This is a genomic window from Streptomyces sp. NBC_01717, from assembly GCF_036248255.1.
In the GTDB taxonomy this organism is placed as follows: Bacteria; Actinomycetota; Actinomycetes; order Streptomycetales; family Streptomycetaceae; genus Streptomyces.
In genome coordinates, this window is sequence record NZ_CP109178.1 from 1626442 (window position 1) to 1645523 (window position 19082).

A 19082-nucleotide genomic window follows, 5' to 3' on the forward strand; every position below is an offset into this window, starting at 1 on the left:
GGACCGGCGCGACGGGGCCGGCGGCAAGGACGGATCGGGGACTGCACGGGCCGGCGGATCGGGGCGGGTACGCGCCGTCAGAGCTTCGCACTCAGCGGCAGCGCCGCCCAGATGATCTTGCCGCCGGCGGCGGTGTGCTCGACGTCGCAGGTGCCGCCCGCTTCGAGCGTGATCTCCCGGACCAGCAGCAGCCCGCGCCCACCGGTCTGCGCGTAGTCCGTCTCCAGGGCCGTCGGCCGGTACGGATGGTTGTCCTCCACGGACACTCTGACCCATTCGGCGCCGACGGCCACCTCCACGGCGAGCTCCGGGGAGAGCAGTGCCGCATGCTTGACCGCGTTGGTGACCAGCTCGGAGACGATGAGCAGCAGACCCTGGGCGATGTCCTCGTCCATCGGCACGCCCTGGCGGTTCAACAGATCGCGTACGGCGTGCCGGGCCTGCGGTACGGAGACGTCGACGGCAGGCGCGGTGAAGCGCCAGACCCCCTCGTACGAAACGGGCCGGGCCGGGACACTCCCGCGGCTCTCCATAGTTCCGGCACCCGCTCTCGACTCGTTGGTCACTGCACGTCGAGTACAGAGTGCGGGGAGTGGTTGGTCCGGACCGTACTACTGAACAAAAGTCGACCTCTATCGACAGAATTTGATCGATCGAGTAGGACGGCGTCACTTCTCGGACTGTTTCTGATCTTCTTCTACGGCTTGTCCGGCAGCTCCTCGGTCACCGTCAGAAACTGCGGCTCAGCTTCCTGCCCCGGACCGCGGGACCGGTCATCCGACAGCTCGTCACGGTGCGCACCTGCTCCGCGACCCCTTCTTGATCATGGGTTCGAACAGTACGGATAGCATCCGGCGCATGGACCGTGAGGAACCGCAGCTGAAGCACGCCGTCGCGGACGGCGTCGCCACCGTCGTGATCAGCCACCCGGCCAAACGCAACGCGATGACGGCCGCGATGTGGCAGGCGCTGCCCGCGCTGCTGGAGCGGCTGGCCGCCGACCCCGCCGTGCGCGCCCTCGTACTGACCGGCGCCGGGGACACCTTTTGTGCGGGTGCGGACATCTCCTCGCTCCGGGACCGGGTGAACGATCCGGACTATGATCCGCAGGCTCTAGCGGTGGCGGCCGAGGAGGCTCTGGCCGCCTTCCCCCGGCCGACACTCGCCGCCGTGCGCGGCTTCTGCGTGGGCGGCGGCAGCCAGCTGGCGGCCGCCTGCGATCTGCGGTTCGCCGAGGAGGGCGCGTCCTTCGGCGTCACCCCGGCCAAGTTGGGGATCGTCTATGCCGCGTCGTCGACCCGGCGGCTGGTCGCGCTGATCGGCCCGGCCGCGGCGAAGCATCTGCTGTTCTCCGGCGAGCTGATCGGGACGGAGCGCGCGCTGCGGACCGGTCTGGTGGACGAGGTGGTGCCGGCCGGGGAGCTGGACAAGCGCGTGGAGTCGTACGTACGGATCCTGGCCTCGCGCTCGCAGCTGACGCAGGCGGCGGCGAAGGAGTTCGCCGCCGGACGTGAGGACCGGGACGCGTACTGGGCGGAGCAGGCGCGCCGCAGCGGCGACACCGCGGAGGGTGTCGCCGCCTTTCTGGAGCGCCGGGCGCCGCGCTTCACCTGGACGACCTGAGCGTCGGCCGGGACAGCCCCACGGGACAGCCCTAGCGGAGGATGAAGCGGCTCTTGGCGCGGAATTCCTCGACGAGCGCGGCCGGCGCCTTCTCGGGTGACCCCGCGTCGTACGGCGGCTCGGGGTCGTACTCCGTCAGCAGCTGTACGGCCTGGGCGTGCTCGTCGCCGGCGATCCGGCCGAGCAGGGTGAGCCCCATGTCGATGCCGGACGATACGCCGGCGGCCGTGACGTACTTGCCGTCGATGACGACGCGCTCGCCGGTCGGCTCGGCGCCGTACGTCTTCAGGACGTCCAGGGCGAGCCAGTGCGAGGTGGCGCGCCGCCCCTCCAGCAGACCGGCCGCGGCGAGCAGCAGCGAGCCGGTGCAGACGGAGGTCGTCCAGGTGCTGGTGGCATCGGCGGCGCGCAGCCAGCCGAGCAGCGTCTCGTTCTCCATCTGGGCGCTCTGGCCGGGGCCACCGGGGACGATCACCAGATCCGGGGCGGGTACGTCGGCGAGGGTCCGTTCGGCGACGAGCGCGAGGCTGCCGCTGTCGTTGCGCACGGGGCCGGTCCGCTCCGCTACGAAGACGGTCTCGGCGCCGGGGGTGCGGGAGAGGATTTCGTAGGGGCCGACGGCGTCGAGTGCCGTGAAGCGGTCGAAGAGGACGACGGCGATCTGCATGGCATGCCTTTCAGCTGGTGCTGGTCACGGGCTGGGGGCGGAACCGCCGCCGGTACTCGGCGGGCGCGGTGCCGAGGGTCTTGATGAAGGCGCGACGCATCGCCTCCGGGGTGCCGTACCCGCAGGCGTGCGCGACATGGGCGACCCCGTCGGAGGTGTCCTCCAGGAGCCGCCGGGCGTGTTCGATCCGAACGCGGTCGACGTACCGGCCCGGTGTCTGCCCCGTCTCGGCCTGGAAGGCGCGGGCGAAGTGGCGGGGCGAGAGGCGGGCACGGGCGGCGAGCGCCTCGACGGAGAGATCGTCACCGGGGTGCGCGGTGATCCAGTGCTGGACCTCGCGCAGCGGTTCGCGACGGGCGATCTGCGAGGTGAGCTGCGCGCTGAACTGGGCCTGGTTGCCCGGCCGCCGCAGAAAGACGACGAGGTGGCGGGCGACGGTGAGCGCGATCTGCCTGCCGAAGTCCTCCTCGACGAGAGCGAGGGAGAGATCGATGCCCGCGGTGACACCGGCGGACGTGGCCAGCTTCCCGTCGCGTACGAAGATCGGGTCCGGGTCGACCTCGACGGCCGGATAGGTGCGGGCGAGATGCTCGGCGACCACCCAGTGCGTGGTCGCCCGGTGCCCGTCCAGCAGTCCCGCCTCCGCGAGCAGCAGGGCCCCGGTGCAGACCGAGACCAGCCGCTCGGCGTGCGGGGCGTGTACCCGCAGCCAGTCGACGAGTGCCGGATCCGGGGCACGGGTGCCCTGGCCGCCGGGGACGAGGAGGGTGTGGGGCGGTTCGGCGTCGGCGAGGCTGCCGTCCGGTACGAGAGTGAGTCCGACGCTCGTGCGGACCGGCGCGCCGTCGAGCGAGGCGGTGCGGAGGTCGTACGTGACGTCCGGGAAGCGCGCGGCCCCCGCGAAGACCTCCATGGGCCCGGTGACATCGAGGCTCTGGACGCCGTCGAAGAGGACGACGAGTACGGATCGCTGCGTCATGTCCTCCATCCTTGTGGGCCGCGGAGATGGCCGCAATGACGAACAACCCACCTTTTCTGCCATCGGGGATCCGGTGCGGACCGGACGTGGCCCTGGGGTTCCGTCACGTACCGACCAGTCGGTAACGTGCGCGCATGAGTACTCTGCCGCCGCTCGCCGGACGCCGCTGCCACAACGCCATCAACCCGCTGCACTCGACGGTCTACTTCTCCCCCGACCTCGGCAAGGAGCTCGGAGAGCTCGGCATCGACGACTCGAACGCCGCCTACTTCGCCGCACGCGGGGCGGCGCTGGGTGCTGTCGGACCGGGCACCGTCACCGCGACCTTCTACAACTTCAACCACGACCTCGTCGCCCGGCACCTGCCCGCGGTGTGGTCCGTCGCCTCGCCGGAGGCGGTCCTGGAGGCCCGGCTGCGCGCCGTCGACACGACGCTGCGCCGGCTGCTCGGCCCGGAGATCATCGACTCCCCCGAACTGGCCGAGGCGGCGGAGCTGGCGCTGCGCGCCGCCGAGGCGTGCACCCGACACGCCCGGCCGCTGTACGCCGCCCACGCCGATCTGCCCGTGCCCGAGCAGCCGCACCTGGCGTACTGGCACGCCGCGACACTGCTGCGTGAACACCGCGGCGACGGCCATCTCGCCGCGCTCCTCGCCGCCGGTCTCGACCCGGTCGAGGCCCTGGCCAGCCACACCGCAACCGGCAAGGGCATGTCGCCTCGCTGGGTTCTCGCCACCCGCGGCTGGCGCCGCAACGACTGGGACGACGCGACCGAGCGGCTGCGGGGGCGTGGACTGCTCGACGGCGAGGGCGAGTTGACGGAGGCCGGCGTGGCGCTGCGCGCGGAGCTGGAGGACGCCACCGACCGGATGGACGCGGCACCGTACGAGCATCTCGGCGCGGCGGGCGTGGCGCGGCTGACCGAGCTGGCGCGCGGCTTCCTGTTCACGGCGGCTTCGGCGGGTGCGTTCCCGGCCGACCTGATCGGGAAGGGCTGAGCCGCCGACCGGTCGACAAACGGGGTGGTCGGGCGACACGGCGCCCGGCCACGCGGCACAATGCTGGCGAAGGAGCCACGGCGTGCCCTGGCCCCCGGTAAGCACAGCCAGTACGAGAAGGCGAGTCGGTAGAAACCGTGACGACGTCCATCGAAGGCAGGATCGCCGAGGAGCTCGGCGTACGCGAGCGGCAGGTGAAGGCGGCCGTCGAGCTGCTCGACGGCGGGTCGACCGTGCCGTTCATCGCGCGCTACCGCAAGGAAGCGACCGAGATGCTCGACGACGCGCAGCTGCGCACGCTCGAGGAGCGGTTGCGGTATCTGCGGGAGCTGGAGGACCGGCGTACCGCGATCCTCGACTCCGTTCGCGAGCAGGGCAAGCTGGACGAGGCCCTGGAGGCGCAGATCCGGGCGGCCGACACCAAGGCCCGTCTTGAGGACATCTATCTGCCGTTCAAACCGAAACGGCGGACGAAGGCGCAGATCGCCCGGGAGGCGGGGCTCGAACCGCTCGCCGACGGGCTGCTGGGCGACACGTCGGTCGAGCCGCTCGCCGCGGCGTCCGCCTTCGTCGACGTCGACAAGGGCGTCGCGGACGCGGCGGCGGCGCTGGAGGGCGCCCGCGCGATCCTGACCGAGCGTTTCTCGGAGGACGCGGATCTGATCGGCGAGCTGCGCGAGCGCATGTGGTCGCGCGGGCGGCTGGCGGCGAAGGTGCGGGACGGCAAGGAGGAGGCCGGCGCGAAGTTCGCCGACTACTTCGACTTCGCCGAGCCGTTCACCGCGCTGCCCTCGCACCGGGTGCTCGCGATGCTCCGGGGCGAGAAGGAGGACGTTCTCGACCTGGTCCTGGAGCCGGAGGAGCCGTCGGACGAGCCGGGCCCGTCGACGTACGAGAACATGGTCGCCCGCCGCTTCGGTGTGGCCGACCGCGGCCGCCCCGGTGACAAGTGGCTGGGCGACACCGTGCGCTGGGCGTGGCGGACCCGGATCCTCGTCCACCTCGGGATCGATCTGCGGCTGCGGCTGCGTACGGCGGCGGAGGACGAGGCGGTACGGGTCTTCGCGTCGAACCTGCGCGATCTGCTGCTCGCCGCGCCGGCCGGGACGCGGGCCACGCTGGGGCTCGACCCCGGCTTCCGTACCGGGGTGAAGGTCGCCGTCGTCGACGCGACCGGCAAGGTCGTGGCGACGGACGTCATCTACCCGCACGTCCCGGCGAACAAGTGGGACGAGTCGCTGGCCAAGCTGGAGCGGCTGGCGAAGGAGCACTCCGTCGACCTGATCGCGATCGGCAACGGCACCGCGTCCCGCGAGACGGACAAGCTCGCCGGTGAGCTGTGCGACAAGCACCCGGAGCTGAAGCTCACCAAGGTGATGGTGTCCGAGGCGGGCGCCTCGGTCTACTCGGCCTCGGCCTTCGCCTCGCAGGAACTCCCCGACATGGACGTGTCGTTGCGCGGCGCGGTGTCCATCGCGCGGCGCCTGCAGGATCCGCTGGCCGAACTGGTGAAGATCGACCCGAAGTCGATCGGTGTCGGCCAGTACCAGCACGATCTGTCCGAGGTGAAGCTGTCGCGTTCGCTGGACGCGGTGGTCGAGGACTGCGTGAACGGCGTCGGTGTCGACGTCAACACCGCATCGGCGCCGCTGCTTTCGCGGGTCTCGGGCATCGGCTCCGGCCTCGCGGAGAACATCGTCGCGCACCGGGACGCGAACGGGCCCTTCCGGTCCCGGAGGTCGCTGAAGGATGTGGCGCGGCTGGGCCCGAAGGCGTACGAGCAGTGCGCGGGCTTCCTCCGGATCCGGGGCGACGACCCGCTGGACGCGTCGAGCGTGCACCCGGAGGCGTACCCGGTGGTGCGGGCGATGGTGAAGAGGACGGGCAGTGACGTCGCTTCGCTGGTCGGCAACACGGGGGTGTTGCGGTCGCTGCGGGCCGACGACTTCGTGGACGAGAAGTTCGGTCTGCCGACGGTCACGGACATCCTGAAGGAGCTGGAGAAGCCGGGGCGCGACCCGCGGCCGGCGTTCAAGACGGCCACCTTCAAGGAGGGCGTCGAGAAGATCGGCGACCTGGTGTCCGGGATGGTGCTGGAAGGGGTCGTCACGAATGTCGCCGCGTTCGGGGCGTTCGTGGACGTCGGCGTCCACCAGGACGGTCTGGTGCACGTGTCGGCGATGTCGAAGACCTTCGTGAAGGACCCTCGGGATGTGGTGAAGCCGGGCGACATCGTGAAGGTGAAGGTGATGGACGTCGACATCCCGCGGAAGCGGATCTCGCTGACGTTGCGGTTGGACGACGAGGCGTCGGCGGGGGCGGCGCCTCAGGGCGGCGGAGCGAAGCGGGAGCGGGGCGAGCGGGGCGGTCAGGGTGGCCGGCCGCCACGGCAGCGGCAGGGCCAGGGCCAGGGTCAGGGTCAGGGCGGTCAGGACCGCGAGCGGCGCGGTGCCGGTGGCTCTGCTCGTCCGGCGCCGGCTCCGGTGAACAGTGCGATGGCGGATGCGCTGCGGCGGGCGGGACTGGCGGATCCGCAGCAGGGCGGGAAGAAGCGCTGACGGCGGCGCGGGTGGGGGCGGTCCGCCGAGCGGGCTGCCCCCACCCCGCCCCTTCCCGGAAGCGGGGCTCCGGTCCTCGTACGCCGGACTGACCGAAGGCGCCCCGTCCAGGCGGGAGAGCCCATGCCGTCCGGCGTCCGAGGACAATTTCCGGGCGTCTCCGGCGGCTGAGGAGCGGTGCCGGGGCAGAGCCCCGGAAGGCCGTCAGGCCTCGGTCACCTTGCCCGCCGCCACCTCGACCCGCCTCGTCGTCCGCACCGCCTCCAGCATCCGCCGGTCATGCGTGACCAGGAGCAACGTCCCGGTGTACGAGTCGAGCGCCGATTCCAGCTGCTCGATCGCGGGCAGGTCGAGGTGGTTCGTGGGCTCGTCCAGGACCAGGAGGTTCACGCCCCTGCCCTGCAGGAGGGCCAGTGCCGCGCGGGTGCGCTCCCCCGGGGAGAGCGTCGTCGCGGGGCGCATCACATGGTCCGCGCGCAGCCCGAACTTGGCTAGCAGCGTGCGCACTTCGGCGGGTTCGGTGTCCGGGACGGCCGCGCAGAACGCCTCAAGCAGCGACTCCGAGCCGTGGAACAGCTTCCGTGCCTGGTCCACCTCGCCGACCACCACGCCCGAGCCGAGCGTCGCGTGGCCCGAGTCCAGCGGGAGGCGCCCCAGCAGCGCCGCGAGGAGGGTGGACTTACCGGCTCCGTTGGCGCCGGTGATCGCCACCCGGTCCGCCCAGTCGATCTGCAGCGACGCCGGGCCGAACGCGAAATCGCCGCGTTCGACCTGTGCGTCGCGCAGGGTCGCGACGACCGAACCGGAACGCGGGGCCGTCGCGATCTCCATCCGCAGCTCCCACTCCTTGCGCGGTTCGTCGACGACATCGAGCCGTTCGATCATGCGCTGGGTCTGCCGGGCCTTCGCGGCCTGCTTCTCGCTCGCCTCGCTGCGGAACTTGCGGCCGATCTTGTCGGAGTCGGTGGCCTTGCGGCGGGCGTTCTTGACGCCCTTGTCCATCCAGCCGCGCTGCATCTGCGCCCGCCCCTCGAGGGCGGAGCGCTTGTCGGCGTACTCCTCGAACTCCTCGCGGGCGTGCCGGCGTGCGCGGTCGCGCTCCTCCAGGTAGGCCGCGTAACCGCCGCCGTACAGGTTGATCTGCTGCTGGGCGAGGTCGAGTTCGAGGACCTTGGTGACCGTGCGCATCAGGAACTCGCGGTCGTGGCTGATCACGACGGTGCCTGCGCGCAGCCCGGAGACGTACCGCTCCAGGCGCTCCAGGCCGTCCAGGTCGAGGTCGTTGGTGGGCTCGTCGAGCAGGAAGATGTCGTAGCGCGACAGGAGCAGCGAGGCGAGGCCGGCGCGGGCGGCCTGACCGCCGGAGAGTGCGGTCATCGGCAGGTCGAGGCCGACGGTCAGACCGAGGTCGGCGGCGATCTCCTCGGCACGCTCGTCCAGGTCGGCGCCGCCGAGGGCCAGCCAGCGTTCGAGGGTGTCGGAGTACGCGTCGTCGGCACCCGGCGCCTCGTCGACCAGGGCCTGGGTCGCGGCGTCCATCGCCGCCTGTGCGTCGGCGACGCCGGTCCGGCGGGCGAGGAACTCCCGCACGGTCTCGTCCGGGCGCCGCTCCGGCTCCTGCGGGAGGTGGCCGACGGTGGCGGTGGGCGGGGAGAGCCGCAGCTCGCCCTCCTCCGGCCGGTCGAGCCCGGCGAGCAGCCGGAGCAGCGACGATTTTCCGGCTCCGTTGACTCCGACGAGACCGATCACGTCGCCGGGCGCGACGACGAGGTCGAGCCCGGCGAACAGTGTGCGGTCGCCGTGTCCGGCGGCGAGGTCCTTGGCGACGAGAGTGGCAGTCATCAGGGTCCCGATCCTAATCGGCGCCCGGCCTCGCCCTCGACGGGTGTCACAGCAGGCCGGCCAGTCGGTAGAGGGCGAGGGATCCCGCCACGGCGACGTTCAGGCTGGCGCCGGTGCCGATCATCGGGATCTCGACGCAGGTGTCGAGGAGATCCAGGGCCTCGGGTGGGATGCCCTGCTGTTCGTGGCCGAGGACCATCACGGTCGGTTCGCGGGCCGCGGGCAGGTCGGCGAGGCGGATCGCCTCGTCGGCCAGTTCGACACCGACTATCCGCAGACCCCGCTCGCGCTGTTTCTGCAGCCAGCCGAGGGGATCGCCGGTCCAGTGGGTGCAGAGGGGTTTGCGGAGGGTGTTGCCGCGGGCCAGGGCCTCGGGCACCCACGGGTGGCGGGGCACGGTGAGGCAGGCGCCGACGGCGTCACAGGTACGGGCCAGGGTGCCGAGATTCGCTCCGTGCAGCGGCCAGAGCGGAGCGGCGTAGAGGTGGTCCCAGCAGGAGTGTGCGCGCGGGCGCCGGGTGCGGCGGAGTTCCGTGCGGGTACGGGTGCGGATCGCGGGCCCGCTCCGGTCGCCGCTCATCGCGGCACGGAGGCGGACCTCCCGGACGGGTGGTGGTGCGTACGAGGCATCGTGTGCGGCGATTGGCGGCTCGCCGGGGCCATCGACTTCCAGCTCAGTGGTGCACCATCGGTGCGACCAGCACGCTCCCCATGGTGCGCGCCACGATGAAGGATTGCCCCTTCACCGCCCGTGCGTCCAGTGGAATTCGGTGCTCGCCCGGTTCCAGTACGCCGTCGAAGACCTCCTGGGTGTGGGTGCGGTACAGCCGGTCGATCCGGTACGCGACCAGGCTCACCCGGCAGGACGAGGTGACGTGGACTCCGGCCGTGCCGTCCGCCGCCGCCAGCCGGACCAGACGGCGCTGGGCGGGTGCGGTGCGGTCAAGGGCATGTTCGATCTGGGCGACCAGTACGGGGATGACCGGAGCGAGGCCGTCGACGTAGGCGACGTCCGCTCCGGCCCGGGTGAAGGCCTGCCGCACGGCGGCGCGTTCGTCTTCGGTGATGGCGCGGCCGAAGGCCACGGCACGGTAGCCGCGGAGCTCGTCGGGCGACACCTGGGCGACGTCGGCGGCGACGTCGGCGCCGATCCCGATGGCGCGGAGTGCGGCGGCGAGCTTGGCGAGTACGGCGACGCGGGCGCCGATCAGCAGGACGCGGCGCCCGGCGGGCACGTCCGGGCCCGGCTCGGAGCCGTCCGCCGACGCTGCCGGAAGCAGTCGTTCCAGTGCCTGCCGGTACTGGAAGCCGTCGAAGCGGAACGGCCCTATGCCGTGGTACCCGCTCCGTTCCAGGTCGACGGTCTCGTACGTCTGCCAGGCGAAGTCGCGCCAGACGATGTCGGCGCCGTCGCGTTCGATGACAGCGGTGACCGCCCCGCATCCGAGGCTCTCGCACTCGGGGCAGCCGTAGATCACGTAGCGCCCGTCGGCGAGCGGGGCTTCCACTTCGAGGAGCAGGCGCCGCACGTGCGTGGTGAAGATCGCGGGCGGTACGTCGGAGGCGAGCGGGGACACGGCGTCGAGGTCGGTGAGCTGGAACAGCAGCGGGCGGCCGTCGACGATGAAGTCCATGAAGTCCCGGTGCACCTGGTAGTCGCCATCGGCGAGGACTCCACCGGCTCGCATCGCCGGCGCAAGGCCGAAGGTCGCGTACTCGGCAGACATGACCCGAGTATTCCCGGCTCGGACCTGTTGTGAGCGCGGCATCGGGCATTCCGTTAACGTCCGCCCGTGAGCAGCGCATGGGCCGATGGGATGGGCGGGGCAGAAGTGTCGGACGTGATCGTGGTGGGCGGCGGGGTCAGCGGACTGACGACGGCGCTGGTGCTGGCCGAGCGAGGTCACCGGGTACGGGTCTGGTCCCGGGAGCCGGCCGCGGCGACCGCCTCGGCCGTGGCGGGCGCGTTGTGGTGGCCGTACCGGATCGAGCCGGCGGAGCCGGCCGGTGACTGGTCACTGACCTCGCTGCGGAGGTACGAGGAGCTGGCCCGGCGCTCGGAGGAGACCGGTGTACGGCTGGTCGCCGGCCTGCACCGGGGCGAGCGACTCGCCGCGCTCGGGCCGTGGGCGGGGCAGTTGAAGGACCTGGTGCAGGTGGCGGACGGCCTGCGGGCACGGCTGCCGCTGATCGACATGCCGGTGTACCTGGGCTGGTTGGAGCGGAGACTCGCGGCGGCGGGGGTTGCGGTCGAGCAGCGCGCGGTCACCGCGTTCGACGAAGCGGCGGCGGAGGCCACGACGGTGGTCGACTGCACCGGTCTCGGGGCCCGGGAACTGGTCCGGGATGCCGGGGTGCGACCGGTACGCGGCCAGCTGGTGCTGGTGGAGAACCCGGGGATCGAGGAGTGGTTCACCGAGGCGGACCCGACGTCGGAGGCGACCACGTACTACTTCCCGCAGCCCGGGCGGCTGGTCCTCGGCGGCACGGCCCAGGTGGACGACTGGAGCATGGTGCCTGATCCCGGTACGGCCGGGGAGATCGTGGCCCGGTGCGCCCGGATCCGGCCGGAGATCGCGCGGGCGCGGATCATCGGGCACTTGGTGGGGCTGCGTCCGGCCCGCGACGCGGGTGTCCGGATCGAGGCCGAACCGCTGCCGGGCGGCGGGCGGTTGGTCCACAACTACGGGCACGATGGCGCGGGGGTGACGGTTGCCTGGGGCTGCGCGGAGACAGCGGCCCAGTTGGTGGGCTGAGCCGCCGTGTTCGGGGGATCAGCCCCGTGGTGTGCTCAATCGCCTGGCGGGTTCGGAGGGTCGGACTTGTCGTGGTGTTCGGTGGTGATCTGGCTGCCGCCGGGGCCGATCCGGATCTCGAAGTCGCCGGCGTACTTCGCATGGCCCTCGATCACTGCCGATTCGACGGCCTCGATGCCGAACTCGCGGCGCACGATCAGCGGGTCCTCGCGCAGGTCCCGCATCAGTGCCACACACATGCCGATCATGACGAGCGTGAACGGTGCGGCGACGAGGATCGTCAGGTTCTGGAGCCCCGCGAGCGCGTCGCCCTTCCCGTTGCCGATCAGCAGCATCACGGCCGCCACCGCACCGGTGACGACACCCCAGAAGATGACGACCCACTTGGCCGGTTCGCGGATGCCCTTCTGCGAGAGCGTGCCCATCACGATGGAGGCCGCGTCGGCGCCCGAGACGAAGAAGATGCCGACCAGAATCATCACCAGCAGACTCATCACGGTGGCGATCGGGAACTGCTTCAGGACGCCGAACAGCTGGGCCTCCTGGGTCGTGGCAGCGCCGAGCCGACCCGCTTCCTGGAGCTTGATCGCCGTTCCGCCGAAGATCGCGAACCAGACGAGGCTCACGGTGCTGGGCACCAGAATGACGCCGCCGACGAACTGACGGATCGTCCGGCCGCGGCTGATGCGGGCGATGAACATGCCGACGAAGGGCGTCCAGGAGATCCACCACGCCCAGTAGAAGACGGTCCAGCTGCCCAGCCACTCGGCCACCTCACCCTTTCCGGTCGCCTCGGTGCGTCCGGCGAGCTGGGCGAGGTTGCCGAAGTACGCGGCGATCGAGGTGGGCAGCAGATCCAGCACGATGATCGTGGGGCCGGCGATGAAGACGAAGACCGCGAGGACCACGGCAAGCACCATATTGGTGTTGGACAGCCACTGGATGCCCTTCTCGACCCCGGAGATCGCCGAGAAGACGAACGCCACCGTCAGAACCGCGATGATCAGGACGAGCAGTCCGGTGCCGGTCTTCTCCCGCCAGTTCAGCTCGTGGAACCCGCTGCCGATCTGGAGTGCGCCGAGGCCGAGCGACGCGGCGGAGCCGAAGAGGGTCGCGAAGATGGCCAGGATGTCGATGAGCCGGCCGACGGCGCCGTGGGCGTGCCGGGCGCCGATGAGCGGCTCGAACACCGCGCTGATCGTCTGCCGCCTGCGGCGCCGGTAGGAGCTGTACGCGATGGCGAGCCCGACGACCGCGTAGATCGCCCAGGGGTGGAGCGTCCAGTGGAAGAGGGTGGTGGCCATCGCCGTCTGCATCGCGTCGGCGGCGTCGAAGGGGTGGGTGCCGGGCGGTGGGTTGGTGAAGTGGGCCAGCGGCTCACTGACGCCATAGAACATGAGTCCGATGCCCATGCCGGCGCTGAACATCATCGCGACCCAGGACACGGTGTGGAATTCGGGCTCCTCGCCCTCCTGGCCGAGGGAGATGTTCCCGTAGCGGCTGACGGCGAGCCAGAGGGCGAAGACGACGAACCCGGACGCGACGAGCATGAAGGCCCAACCACCGTTGTGGATGAGCCCGTTGAGCATCTTGCTGGAGACGGCCTCCAGCGATCCCGTGGCGGCGGCCCCCCAGGTCACGAAGGCGAGGGTGAGGACGGCGGTGACTCCGAAGACCACCCGGTCGGTCGTGGGCTGCCGGTCCTGAGTCGGGTCGCCGGGCAGATCCGCCGTTACCGGAAGATCCCCCCGACCACCCGTTCCCTGTTCGTCCTGCGACACGAGTGGCACCTTTCACGGAAGCCGAAATTTCGCTCTCCGTAGGCAGTACCACACGTGTCGTGCCGTTCGCGGGATCAACAAGCGGTATCGGCTTGCCCGTTTGTGAGGTGATATGCGGCCCGCTCGTCGAGGAGGAGCGGGACCAGGTTCCGGGCGGACTGGCGCAGCGGTACGTACGCTCCGTCACCGTCGCGCCGGAACGTGACGCCGTGCAGAGCGAGTTCGTCCCTGACGTCGGCGAACTGGGCGGCGGTCAGCCGGTAGCCGCAGGGCGGGTCCTGCAGGATCTCGGCGGGCTCGGCCGCCTCGTTGTCGGCACCGCCGAGGTAGACGGGACCGCGGTCCTTGAACCCTGCCGTGCGTGACGCGGCCGTGGCGGCCTCGATGCGCCCGCGTCGCTCGTCCGTGAAGCTGAACAGCCCGTCGAGTGCGGCCAGCTGCGAGTCGACCCGACGTCGGCTGTTGAGGGCCGGGTCGGCCTTCTCGGCGTCGGTGAGCGCGTCGACCCGGGACTCGATGAGCAGGCCCACCGCATGCTTGATGCCCGCGGTGTTGCGCAGAATGCGCTCCTGTCCGTCGCCCGCGGTCTGCTTTATCGGGTCGCCGGTGACCGGGTCGGTCCAGATGCCGTAGAGACCGCTGCTGTAGCCGGCCTCCTTGGCGGTGGGCCGCACATACCCTTCGGACAGGGTCTGCGATTCGCCGTGCACCCGGTCGTCGGTGTTGAGGTTGCGGGGCCAGAGGACGAACAGGTCCTTGTCGTAGTACGGCGGGGTGGCACCGTACTCGTGCAAGTCGTAGATCACGTCGGGCTTCCGGTCGCGGATCACCGCGGCCATGGCACGGGCCTCGGCGGTCTGCAGGGCGATGTGGTCGCGGTTGATGTCGACACCGTCGGAGTTGCCGCGGCGGTTCGCCGCCCGCCCGTCGGGGTTCGCGGTGGGGACGACGAGGACATCGGTCCGGGAGAGGAAGGCGCGCGTCGCCGGGTCCTTGGCGTACGCGAGATCCCGGACGGTGGTCAGACAGGCCTCGCGGCCGGACGGTTCGTTGCCGTGCTGGCTGCAGATCAGCAGCATCGTGTCGGACGTGGGGCGGTGGTTGCCGATACGGACGAGCTGGAGCGGGCGGCCCTGTTTCGTCGTGCCGATCCGGTCGATGGAGACGCGATCGCTCCCCCGGTCGACGGCGGCGAGGAACGACTGCTCCTCGGGCTGACCGGTCCAGTGGGCCCCGTTGCTGATCTCGAAACCGGTACGGGGCGGGGTGTGCGCGGCCTCGGCCGGCACCGTGACCAGGGGCACGGCCAGAACCGCGGCCGCGGCCGTCAGGGACAGGTACCGGAGGCCCGGCCGACGGATGCCGAGGCGCCGAGCAAGGGGCCGGACGCGGAGCTGACGGACGATCGGGATACGGGATGTCATGAGCGGCTGCCTCCCGGGATGCGGTGTGCGGGACGCGGCGGTGCCACGCCCTCGGGACGGGATACGCGGGGGGTGGCTGTCGCGGGCGCGGGGCCGGCGGTGGCGCGCACGAACGCTGCGGCGCCGCCGACGAACGGCAGCTTCGCGGAGGTACGGGCCAGGTCGAGGGTGAGCGTGGGCGTGGAGTCCGGCGGGTCGATGAGGTCCTTGTCGGTGCCCGCGACGATCAGGGCGAGGCGGTGTCCGGCCGGCACGACGTGGTCGCTCGCGGCGAGGTCGACGGTGATCGTGTAGCGCTTGCCCGGGGTGAGAGGGCGCCCCTTGTCCGTGGAGGCGTACGTCCCGAGGTCGGCCCAGCCGCGGCTGAAGACCGTCCGGTCGACGGTGGTGGTCCTGGCCTCGGTCGCCTTGAAGCAGGAGCTGTCCCCGGCGGTGCTCGCACCCCAGCAGGTGCGGTCGGTGAGGGTGGTGATGCCTTCGCCGGATGCGGCGTAGTCCCGGATGGTGTCGGGGCCGACGTCGACGAGGACCGCGGAGAGATGGGCGGTGGCGGTCGTCGGGGTCGCGGTGACGGTCACCTGCGAAGAGCCGGCGAGCCGCAGGTCGTGGGCGAGTGGTGCGGTGAGAAACCCGGCCTTGGCGCCCGTGGTCCTCTCCAGGTCGGCGGCCCAGTCCGTCTCGCTCTGCTTCGGGTCGTCGGTGAACGTCTCGGTGGCGCCGGGGCGGGCGGGCCTGCGCGTGAGGGTACCGACGCCGGGCGCGGTGCCGGTGCCGGGGCGCACGGTGGTGACCGCGGTGGTGCGGGGCGGCCAGACCTTGTCGGTGGACCACTGGTCGGGGTGACGTTCGATGTCGGCCATCGGTTCGCGGTCGATGCCGTTGTCGTAGCCGAGGAGGTAGTGGTCGAACCAGCGGTGCAGGGTGTCGACCCACTCGGCGCGCCGGTAGTCGAACGGGTCGACGTGACCGGTCTGGGAGAGCCAGATCTTGCGCTCGACGCCCCGGTCCGCGAGGGCGTCCCACCACTGGCCGAGGTGCTTGGTGCGGACGTTGAGGTCCTGCATCCCGTGGACGGCAAAGACACTGGCCTTCACCTTGCGGGCGTCCTTCACGTAGTCGCGCTCGTTCCAGAGCTTCGTCCGGTCGCCGGTGCGGGGCGCCTCGTCGACGAGCTTCTGCTGGACGGCGGCGCAGCGCGCCCGTGCCTCGGGGCTCTCGACATAGTCGGAGAGCCATTCGGGGCCGCTGTCGTAGAGGGGGGCACCCTGGGCGAAGTAGTAGTCGTACCAGGAGGAGATGGATCCGATGGGAACGATGGTCCGCAGACCGTCGACTCCGGTCGCCGCCACCCCGTTGGCGATGGTGCCGTCGTAACTCTTGCCGATCATTCCGGTGCGGCCGTTGGACCAGCCGGCTCCGGTGCGTTCGGTGCCGGTGCGGGTGGTGTAGCCGCGGGCCCGGCCGTTCAGCCAGTCGATGACCGCCTTGGCGGACTGGATGTCGGAGCGGCCTCCGACATCGACACATCCGTCGGAGCGATTGGTACCGGCCAGATCGACGGCGACGAAGGCGTAGCCGCGCGGGACGAAGTAGTTGTCGTAGTGCAGCGGGAACTGGACCGGATTTCCCTGGCTGTCGTACGTCTTCAGCTGGCTCTCGTTGCCGCGCCCGCAGCAGGAGTAGTACGGGCTGGCGTCCATGATCACGGGTATCTTCCGGCCCTGCGCTGCGGGTTCGCGCGGCCGCACGATGTCGACGGCGACCCGGTCGCTCTTTCCGTCTCCGTCGCCGTCCAGTCCGGTGTCCACCCAGATGGACTCACGGACGGCGTTCCCGTACGAGTAGACGGGTCTGCTCTCCCGCGGGCTCGCGCCCTGCGCGCCTGCCGGTGAAAGCAGGACGGTCATCAGGGCGGCCGAGGCCGCCACCACCAGCGATCTGTACGTCAAGCGGGTGCCCCGCACACGTATCGGCATCTGCGGAAGGTACCCCGGTCAACTCCTGGGCAACAGGGGGCGATTCCGCGTCCACGTGACGTGAGAGCGGCCGAACTGCCATGACGGCCGAGTAGCGATCCGTGTGTCAGCAGCCGTCATGGACATGTCTTGCCCCGAAGGGTTCGGTCTGCGCGCCGCCCTCTTTCCCCGGTGTGGCCGGCGCCCGGTCGCGTGCCGGTGGCGCCGGTCGGGCGGGACCTCCCGTACACCAAGCCCGTAGGCTGGTGGGGTTCGTGCTGTTCCGCAGCTTCGGCCGATTCCGGCCGGTTCCCGCGCGTACGAGGAGCGTCCCTTGCCCGGTCCGACCCCTTCCTCCCGTGATGCCCGCCCCACGCTGGAGGCCGTGGCGGCCCGCGCCGGAGTCTCCCGGGCGACGGCCTCCCGGGTCGTGAACGGCGGGGCGGGGGTGCGGCAGCCGCTGGTGGACCAGGTCCGCAAGGCGGTCGAGGAACTCGGGTACATACCGAACCATGCCGCGCGGACCCTGGTCACCCGGCGCAACGGCGCGGTGGCCGTGATCATCGACGAGCCGGAGTTCCGGATCTTCTCCGACCCGTTCTTCTCCCGGCAGATCCGTGGCATCAGCCGGGAACTGAACGTGTACGACGCCCAGCTGGTGCTCCTCCTGGTGGAGGGCAGCGGGGACTTCGACCGGATCACCCGCTATCTGGCCGGTGGCCATGTGGACGGCGTGCTGGCGTTCTCGCTGCACACCGACGACGAACTTCCCGCCGTCATCCGCCGGTTCCGGGTGCCCACGGTCTACGGCGGCCGCCCCGGCACACCGGGGGACGCATCGGAACACGCCGTCCCCTACGTCGACTGCGACAACCGCGGCGGCGCCCGCGAGGCCGTACGCCATCTGGTCTCTCTCGGCCGGCAGCGGATCGGGCACATCGCGGGGCCCCGCGGCCAGACGTCGGCGCTCGACCGGATCGACGGCTACCGCGATGTGCTGCCCGACAGCGATCCGTCACTGGTCGTGGAGGGCGACTTCACCGTCGATGGCGGCGCCCGGGCGATGGCCGAACTGCTGGAGCGCCACCCCGGCCTCGACGCCGTGTTCGCGTCCAACGACCTGATGGCGTCCGGCGCCCTTCGGGTGCTGGGCGAGCACGGCCGCCGGGTACCGGAGGACGTGGCGCTGGTCGGCTTCGACGACATGGAGCAGGTCGCCGAAGCGACCGATCCTCCCTTGACGACCGTCCGTCAGGATGTCGAAGGCATGGGACGGTTGATGGTGCGGCTGCTGATGCAGAGGCTGAACGGCGAAGGGCAGGAGACCGATTCGGTGATCACACCGACCGAGCTGGTCCGACGGGTCTCGGCCTGACCCGTCCGGCCGGAGGACGCCATCGGCACCGGCACCCCCGCCCGCGCGCGAGCCCGTGCGCCCGCGACCGGCCGGCGGACGCCCGCAGTCACCGAAGGCGCATCAGGCAGCTGAACACCGTGGGCCCGGGTGAGCTCAGCGGGTGCCGCGCATCCGCTGGGCGGCTCGGGCCCGGCGTGCGTACGGCAGATAGCGCAGCCGCTCAGGAAGCACGGGCACCACAGCCCGGACGACACCGCAGAACCTCCGCAGCTTCCGCTCCTGCGCGGCCGTCCATTCCAGACCGATCGCCTCGCGCGCGTCCGGCGGCATCAGCCCGATGGTGATGAACCTGCGGAACCTGGCCAGCGGCGGGAACAGGACCGGCCACAGGGCCTTGACCAGCAGCCTGACCGGCCGCGGACCCAGGTCCGGCGGCGGTACCGGCCGGTCGGTGGCGACCAGCTCCTCGACGACGACGGTGGCCTCTATCTCGTCGGCGAGCACCTTGCGGTAGTACGGCCAGAACTCCTCGATCGACTGTGGCATGTCCCGGTCGTTGATGCCGAGGATCCGGCCGACCTGGAGCCATTCCCGGTACAGGGCCCGCTCCTGCGCCTCGGTGAGCGGGCGGACGAGATACCGCGTGCCGTGCCGGTAGATGGGGAAGCCCGTGGCGTGCACCCACGCATAGTTCGCGGGTGACAGCGCATGGTAACGGCGTCCGCGGGTGTCGGTTCCCTGAATGGTGCGGTGCAGCTTGCGGAGCCTGCGCCCCTCCTCGGCGGCTTCCTCACCCCCGTACACCCAGAGCTGGAGCGAGCGCAGCGACCGCTCGCCGCGCCCCCACGGGTCCGTGCGGAACACCGAGTGATCGTCGACGCCCGCGCCGACCGCCGGGTGGGCGACCTGGAGTGTGAGGGCAGCGGGCAGCATCAGCAGGGCGCGGACGTCTCCGGCAAGGCTCCAGAGCACTCCGCCGGGCGGCGGCGGCTCGGGCTCCCGCTTCCGGTCCCCGCCCCGGGGTGCTTCGCTGCTCATGCGGGGACTCCCAGCAGTCGACGGACGTGCGGGCCGGTGCCCGGCTGATGTGTATTCCAGTATGCGATCGCGGGCGGGCCGGCGAGCGGCAGGGGCGGCGGGAC

At 71.2% G+C, this 19082-nt stretch carries 15 protein-coding genes; 5 read left to right on the forward strand and 10 right to left on the reverse strand.

Going from position 1 to position 19082, the window contains the following annotated elements:
- Nucleotides 1–77: 77 nt before the first annotated feature.
- Nucleotides 78–533 (reverse strand): ATP-binding protein, encoded by a 456-nt coding sequence (locus OHB49_RS07530; RefSeq protein WP_030979770.1) that lies wholly within the window; start codon nt 531–533, stop codon nt 78–80.
- A 325-nt stretch (nt 534–858) separates the two neighbouring features.
- Between OHB49_RS07530 and OHB49_RS07535 the strand changes: the two genes are divergently transcribed.
- Nucleotides 859–1623, forward strand: a complete 765-nt coding sequence (locus OHB49_RS07535; protein ID WP_329158937.1) for an enoyl-CoA hydratase/isomerase family protein — start codon at nt 859–861, stop codon at nt 1621–1623.
- A 31-nt stretch (nt 1624–1654) separates the two neighbouring features.
- Here OHB49_RS07535 and OHB49_RS07540 read toward each other — a convergent pair whose 3' ends face one another.
- Together OHB49_RS07540 and OHB49_RS07545 are read right to left on the reverse strand one after the other, a co-directional pair.
- Nucleotides 1655–2290, reverse strand: coding sequence for a DJ-1/PfpI family protein (locus OHB49_RS07540; RefSeq protein WP_329158939.1), 636 nt, complete (start codon nt 2288–2290; stop codon nt 1655–1657).
- A gap of 10 nt (nt 2291–2300) precedes the next feature.
- Entirely contained in the window at nt 2301–3269 is a 969-nt protein-coding gene (locus OHB49_RS07545; RefSeq protein ID WP_329158941.1) for a GlxA family transcriptional regulator, read from the reverse strand.
- Between the two features lie 134 nt (nt 3270–3403).
- Between OHB49_RS07545 and OHB49_RS07550 the strand changes: the two genes are divergently transcribed.
- On the forward strand, nt 3404–4267 hold the full coding sequence (locus OHB49_RS07550; RefSeq protein ID WP_030979765.1) for an SCO6745 family protein: 864 nt from the start codon (nt 3404–3406) through the stop codon (nt 4265–4267).
- Between the two features lie 137 nt (nt 4268–4404).
- Nucleotides 4405–6825, forward strand: coding sequence for a Tex family protein (locus OHB49_RS07555; protein WP_329158944.1), 2421 nt, complete (start codon nt 4405–4407; stop codon nt 6823–6825).
- 204 nt (nt 6826–7029) lie between these two features.
- Here the strand turns inward: OHB49_RS07555 and OHB49_RS07560 are convergent, their stop codons facing one another.
- From OHB49_RS07560 to OHB49_RS07570, 3 genes are all read right to left on the reverse strand, one after another.
- Nucleotides 7030–8667, reverse strand: coding sequence for an ABC-F family ATP-binding cassette domain-containing protein (locus OHB49_RS07560; protein WP_329158946.1), 1638 nt, complete (start codon nt 8665–8667; stop codon nt 7030–7032).
- 46 nt (nt 8668–8713) lie between these two features.
- Complete coding sequence (locus tag OHB49_RS07565; RefSeq protein WP_030930134.1) at nt 8714–9247, reverse strand: TrmH family RNA methyltransferase; 534 nt, start codon at nt 9245–9247, stop codon at nt 8714–8716.
- A gap of 94 nt (nt 9248–9341) precedes the next feature.
- On the reverse strand, nt 9342–10394 hold the full coding sequence (locus OHB49_RS07570) for an oxidoreductase (protein WP_329158948.1): 1053 nt from the start codon (nt 10392–10394) through the stop codon (nt 9342–9344).
- Nucleotides 10395–10484: 90 nt separating this feature from the next.
- Here OHB49_RS07570 and OHB49_RS07575 point away from each other — a divergent pair, with 90 nt between their 5' ends.
- Nucleotides 10485–11423 (forward strand): FAD-dependent oxidoreductase, encoded by a 939-nt coding sequence (locus tag OHB49_RS07575; RefSeq protein ID WP_329166392.1) that lies wholly within the window; start codon nt 10485–10487, stop codon nt 11421–11423.
- A 35-nt stretch (nt 11424–11458) separates the two neighbouring features.
- On the opposite strand, the gene OHB49_RS07580 is transcribed toward OHB49_RS07575, so the two are convergent.
- The 3 genes from OHB49_RS07580 to OHB49_RS07590 form a co-directional block, all read right to left on the reverse strand.
- On the reverse strand, nt 11459–13204 hold the full coding sequence (locus OHB49_RS07580; RefSeq protein ID WP_329158950.1) for a BCCT family transporter: 1746 nt from the start codon (nt 13202–13204) through the stop codon (nt 11459–11461).
- A 74-nt stretch (nt 13205–13278) separates the two neighbouring features.
- The gene (locus tag OHB49_RS07585) at nt 13279–14628 is read right to left on the reverse strand and encodes a M14 family metallopeptidase (protein WP_329158952.1); all 1350 of its coding nucleotides are present in this window, start codon (nt 14626–14628) and stop codon (nt 13279–13281) included.
- Nucleotides 14625–16604 (reverse strand): Xaa-Pro dipeptidyl-peptidase, encoded by a 1980-nt coding sequence (locus OHB49_RS07590; protein ID WP_329158954.1) that lies wholly within the window; start codon nt 16602–16604, stop codon nt 14625–14627. Before OHB49_RS07590 ends, OHB49_RS07585 begins: the two co-directional genes overlap by 4 nt.
- A 313-nt stretch (nt 16605–16917) precedes the next feature.
- Between OHB49_RS07590 and OHB49_RS07595 the strand changes: the two genes are divergently transcribed.
- Nucleotides 16918–17958 carry a LacI family DNA-binding transcriptional regulator gene (locus tag OHB49_RS07595; protein WP_329158956.1) on the forward strand — a complete coding sequence of 347 codons (1041 nt, stop codon included), beginning with the start codon at nt 16918–16920 and terminating at the stop codon, nt 17956–17958.
- Between the two features lie 135 nt (nt 17959–18093).
- Here the strand turns inward: OHB49_RS07595 and OHB49_RS07600 are convergent, their stop codons facing one another.
- Nucleotides 18094–18978, reverse strand: a complete 885-nt coding sequence (locus tag OHB49_RS07600; RefSeq protein ID WP_329158958.1) for an oxygenase MpaB family protein — start codon at nt 18976–18978, stop codon at nt 18094–18096.
- Between the last annotated feature and the right edge of the window lie 104 nt (nt 18979–19082).

Bases quoted from the DNA above. Each gene is read 5' to 3' on its own strand.
- OHB49_RS07530 (WP_030979770.1), bottom strand. From the start codon at position 533: ATGGAGAGCCGCGGGAGTGTCCCGGCCCGGCCCGTTTCGTACGAGGGG.
- OHB49_RS07535 (WP_329158937.1), top strand. From the start codon at position 859: ATGGACCGTGAGGAACCGCAGCTGAAGCACGCCGTCGCGGACGGCGTC.
- OHB49_RS07540 (WP_329158939.1), bottom strand. From the start codon at position 2,290: ATGCAGATCGCCGTCGTCCTCTTCGACCGCTTCACGGCACTCGACGCC.
- OHB49_RS07545 (WP_329158941.1), bottom strand. From the start codon at position 3,269: ATGACGCAGCGATCCGTACTCGTCGTCCTCTTCGACGGCGTCCAGAGC.
- OHB49_RS07550 (WP_030979765.1), top strand. From the start codon at position 3,404: ATGAGTACTCTGCCGCCGCTCGCCGGACGCCGCTGCCACAACGCCATC.
- OHB49_RS07560 (WP_329158946.1), bottom strand. From the start codon at position 8,667: ATGACTGCCACTCTCGTCGCCAAGGACCTCGCCGCCGGACACGGCGAC.
- OHB49_RS07565 (WP_030930134.1), bottom strand. From the start codon at position 9,247: ATGAGCGGCGACCGGAGCGGGCCCGCGATCCGCACCCGTACCCGCACG.
- OHB49_RS07570 (WP_329158948.1), bottom strand. From the start codon at position 10,394: ATGTCTGCCGAGTACGCGACCTTCGGCCTTGCGCCGGCGATGCGAGCC.
- OHB49_RS07575 (WP_329166392.1), top strand. From the start codon at position 10,485: ATGGGCGGGGCAGAAGTGTCGGACGTGATCGTGGTGGGCGGCGGGGTC.
- OHB49_RS07585 (WP_329158952.1), bottom strand. From the start codon at position 14,628: ATGACATCCCGTATCCCGATCGTCCGTCAGCTCCGCGTCCGGCCCCTT.
- OHB49_RS07590 (WP_329158954.1), bottom strand. From the start codon at position 16,604: ATGCCGATACGTGTGCGGGGCACCCGCTTGACGTACAGATCGCTGGTG.
- OHB49_RS07600 (WP_329158958.1), bottom strand. From the start codon at position 18,978: ATGAGCAGCGAAGCACCCCGGGGCGGGGACCGGAAGCGGGAGCCCGAG.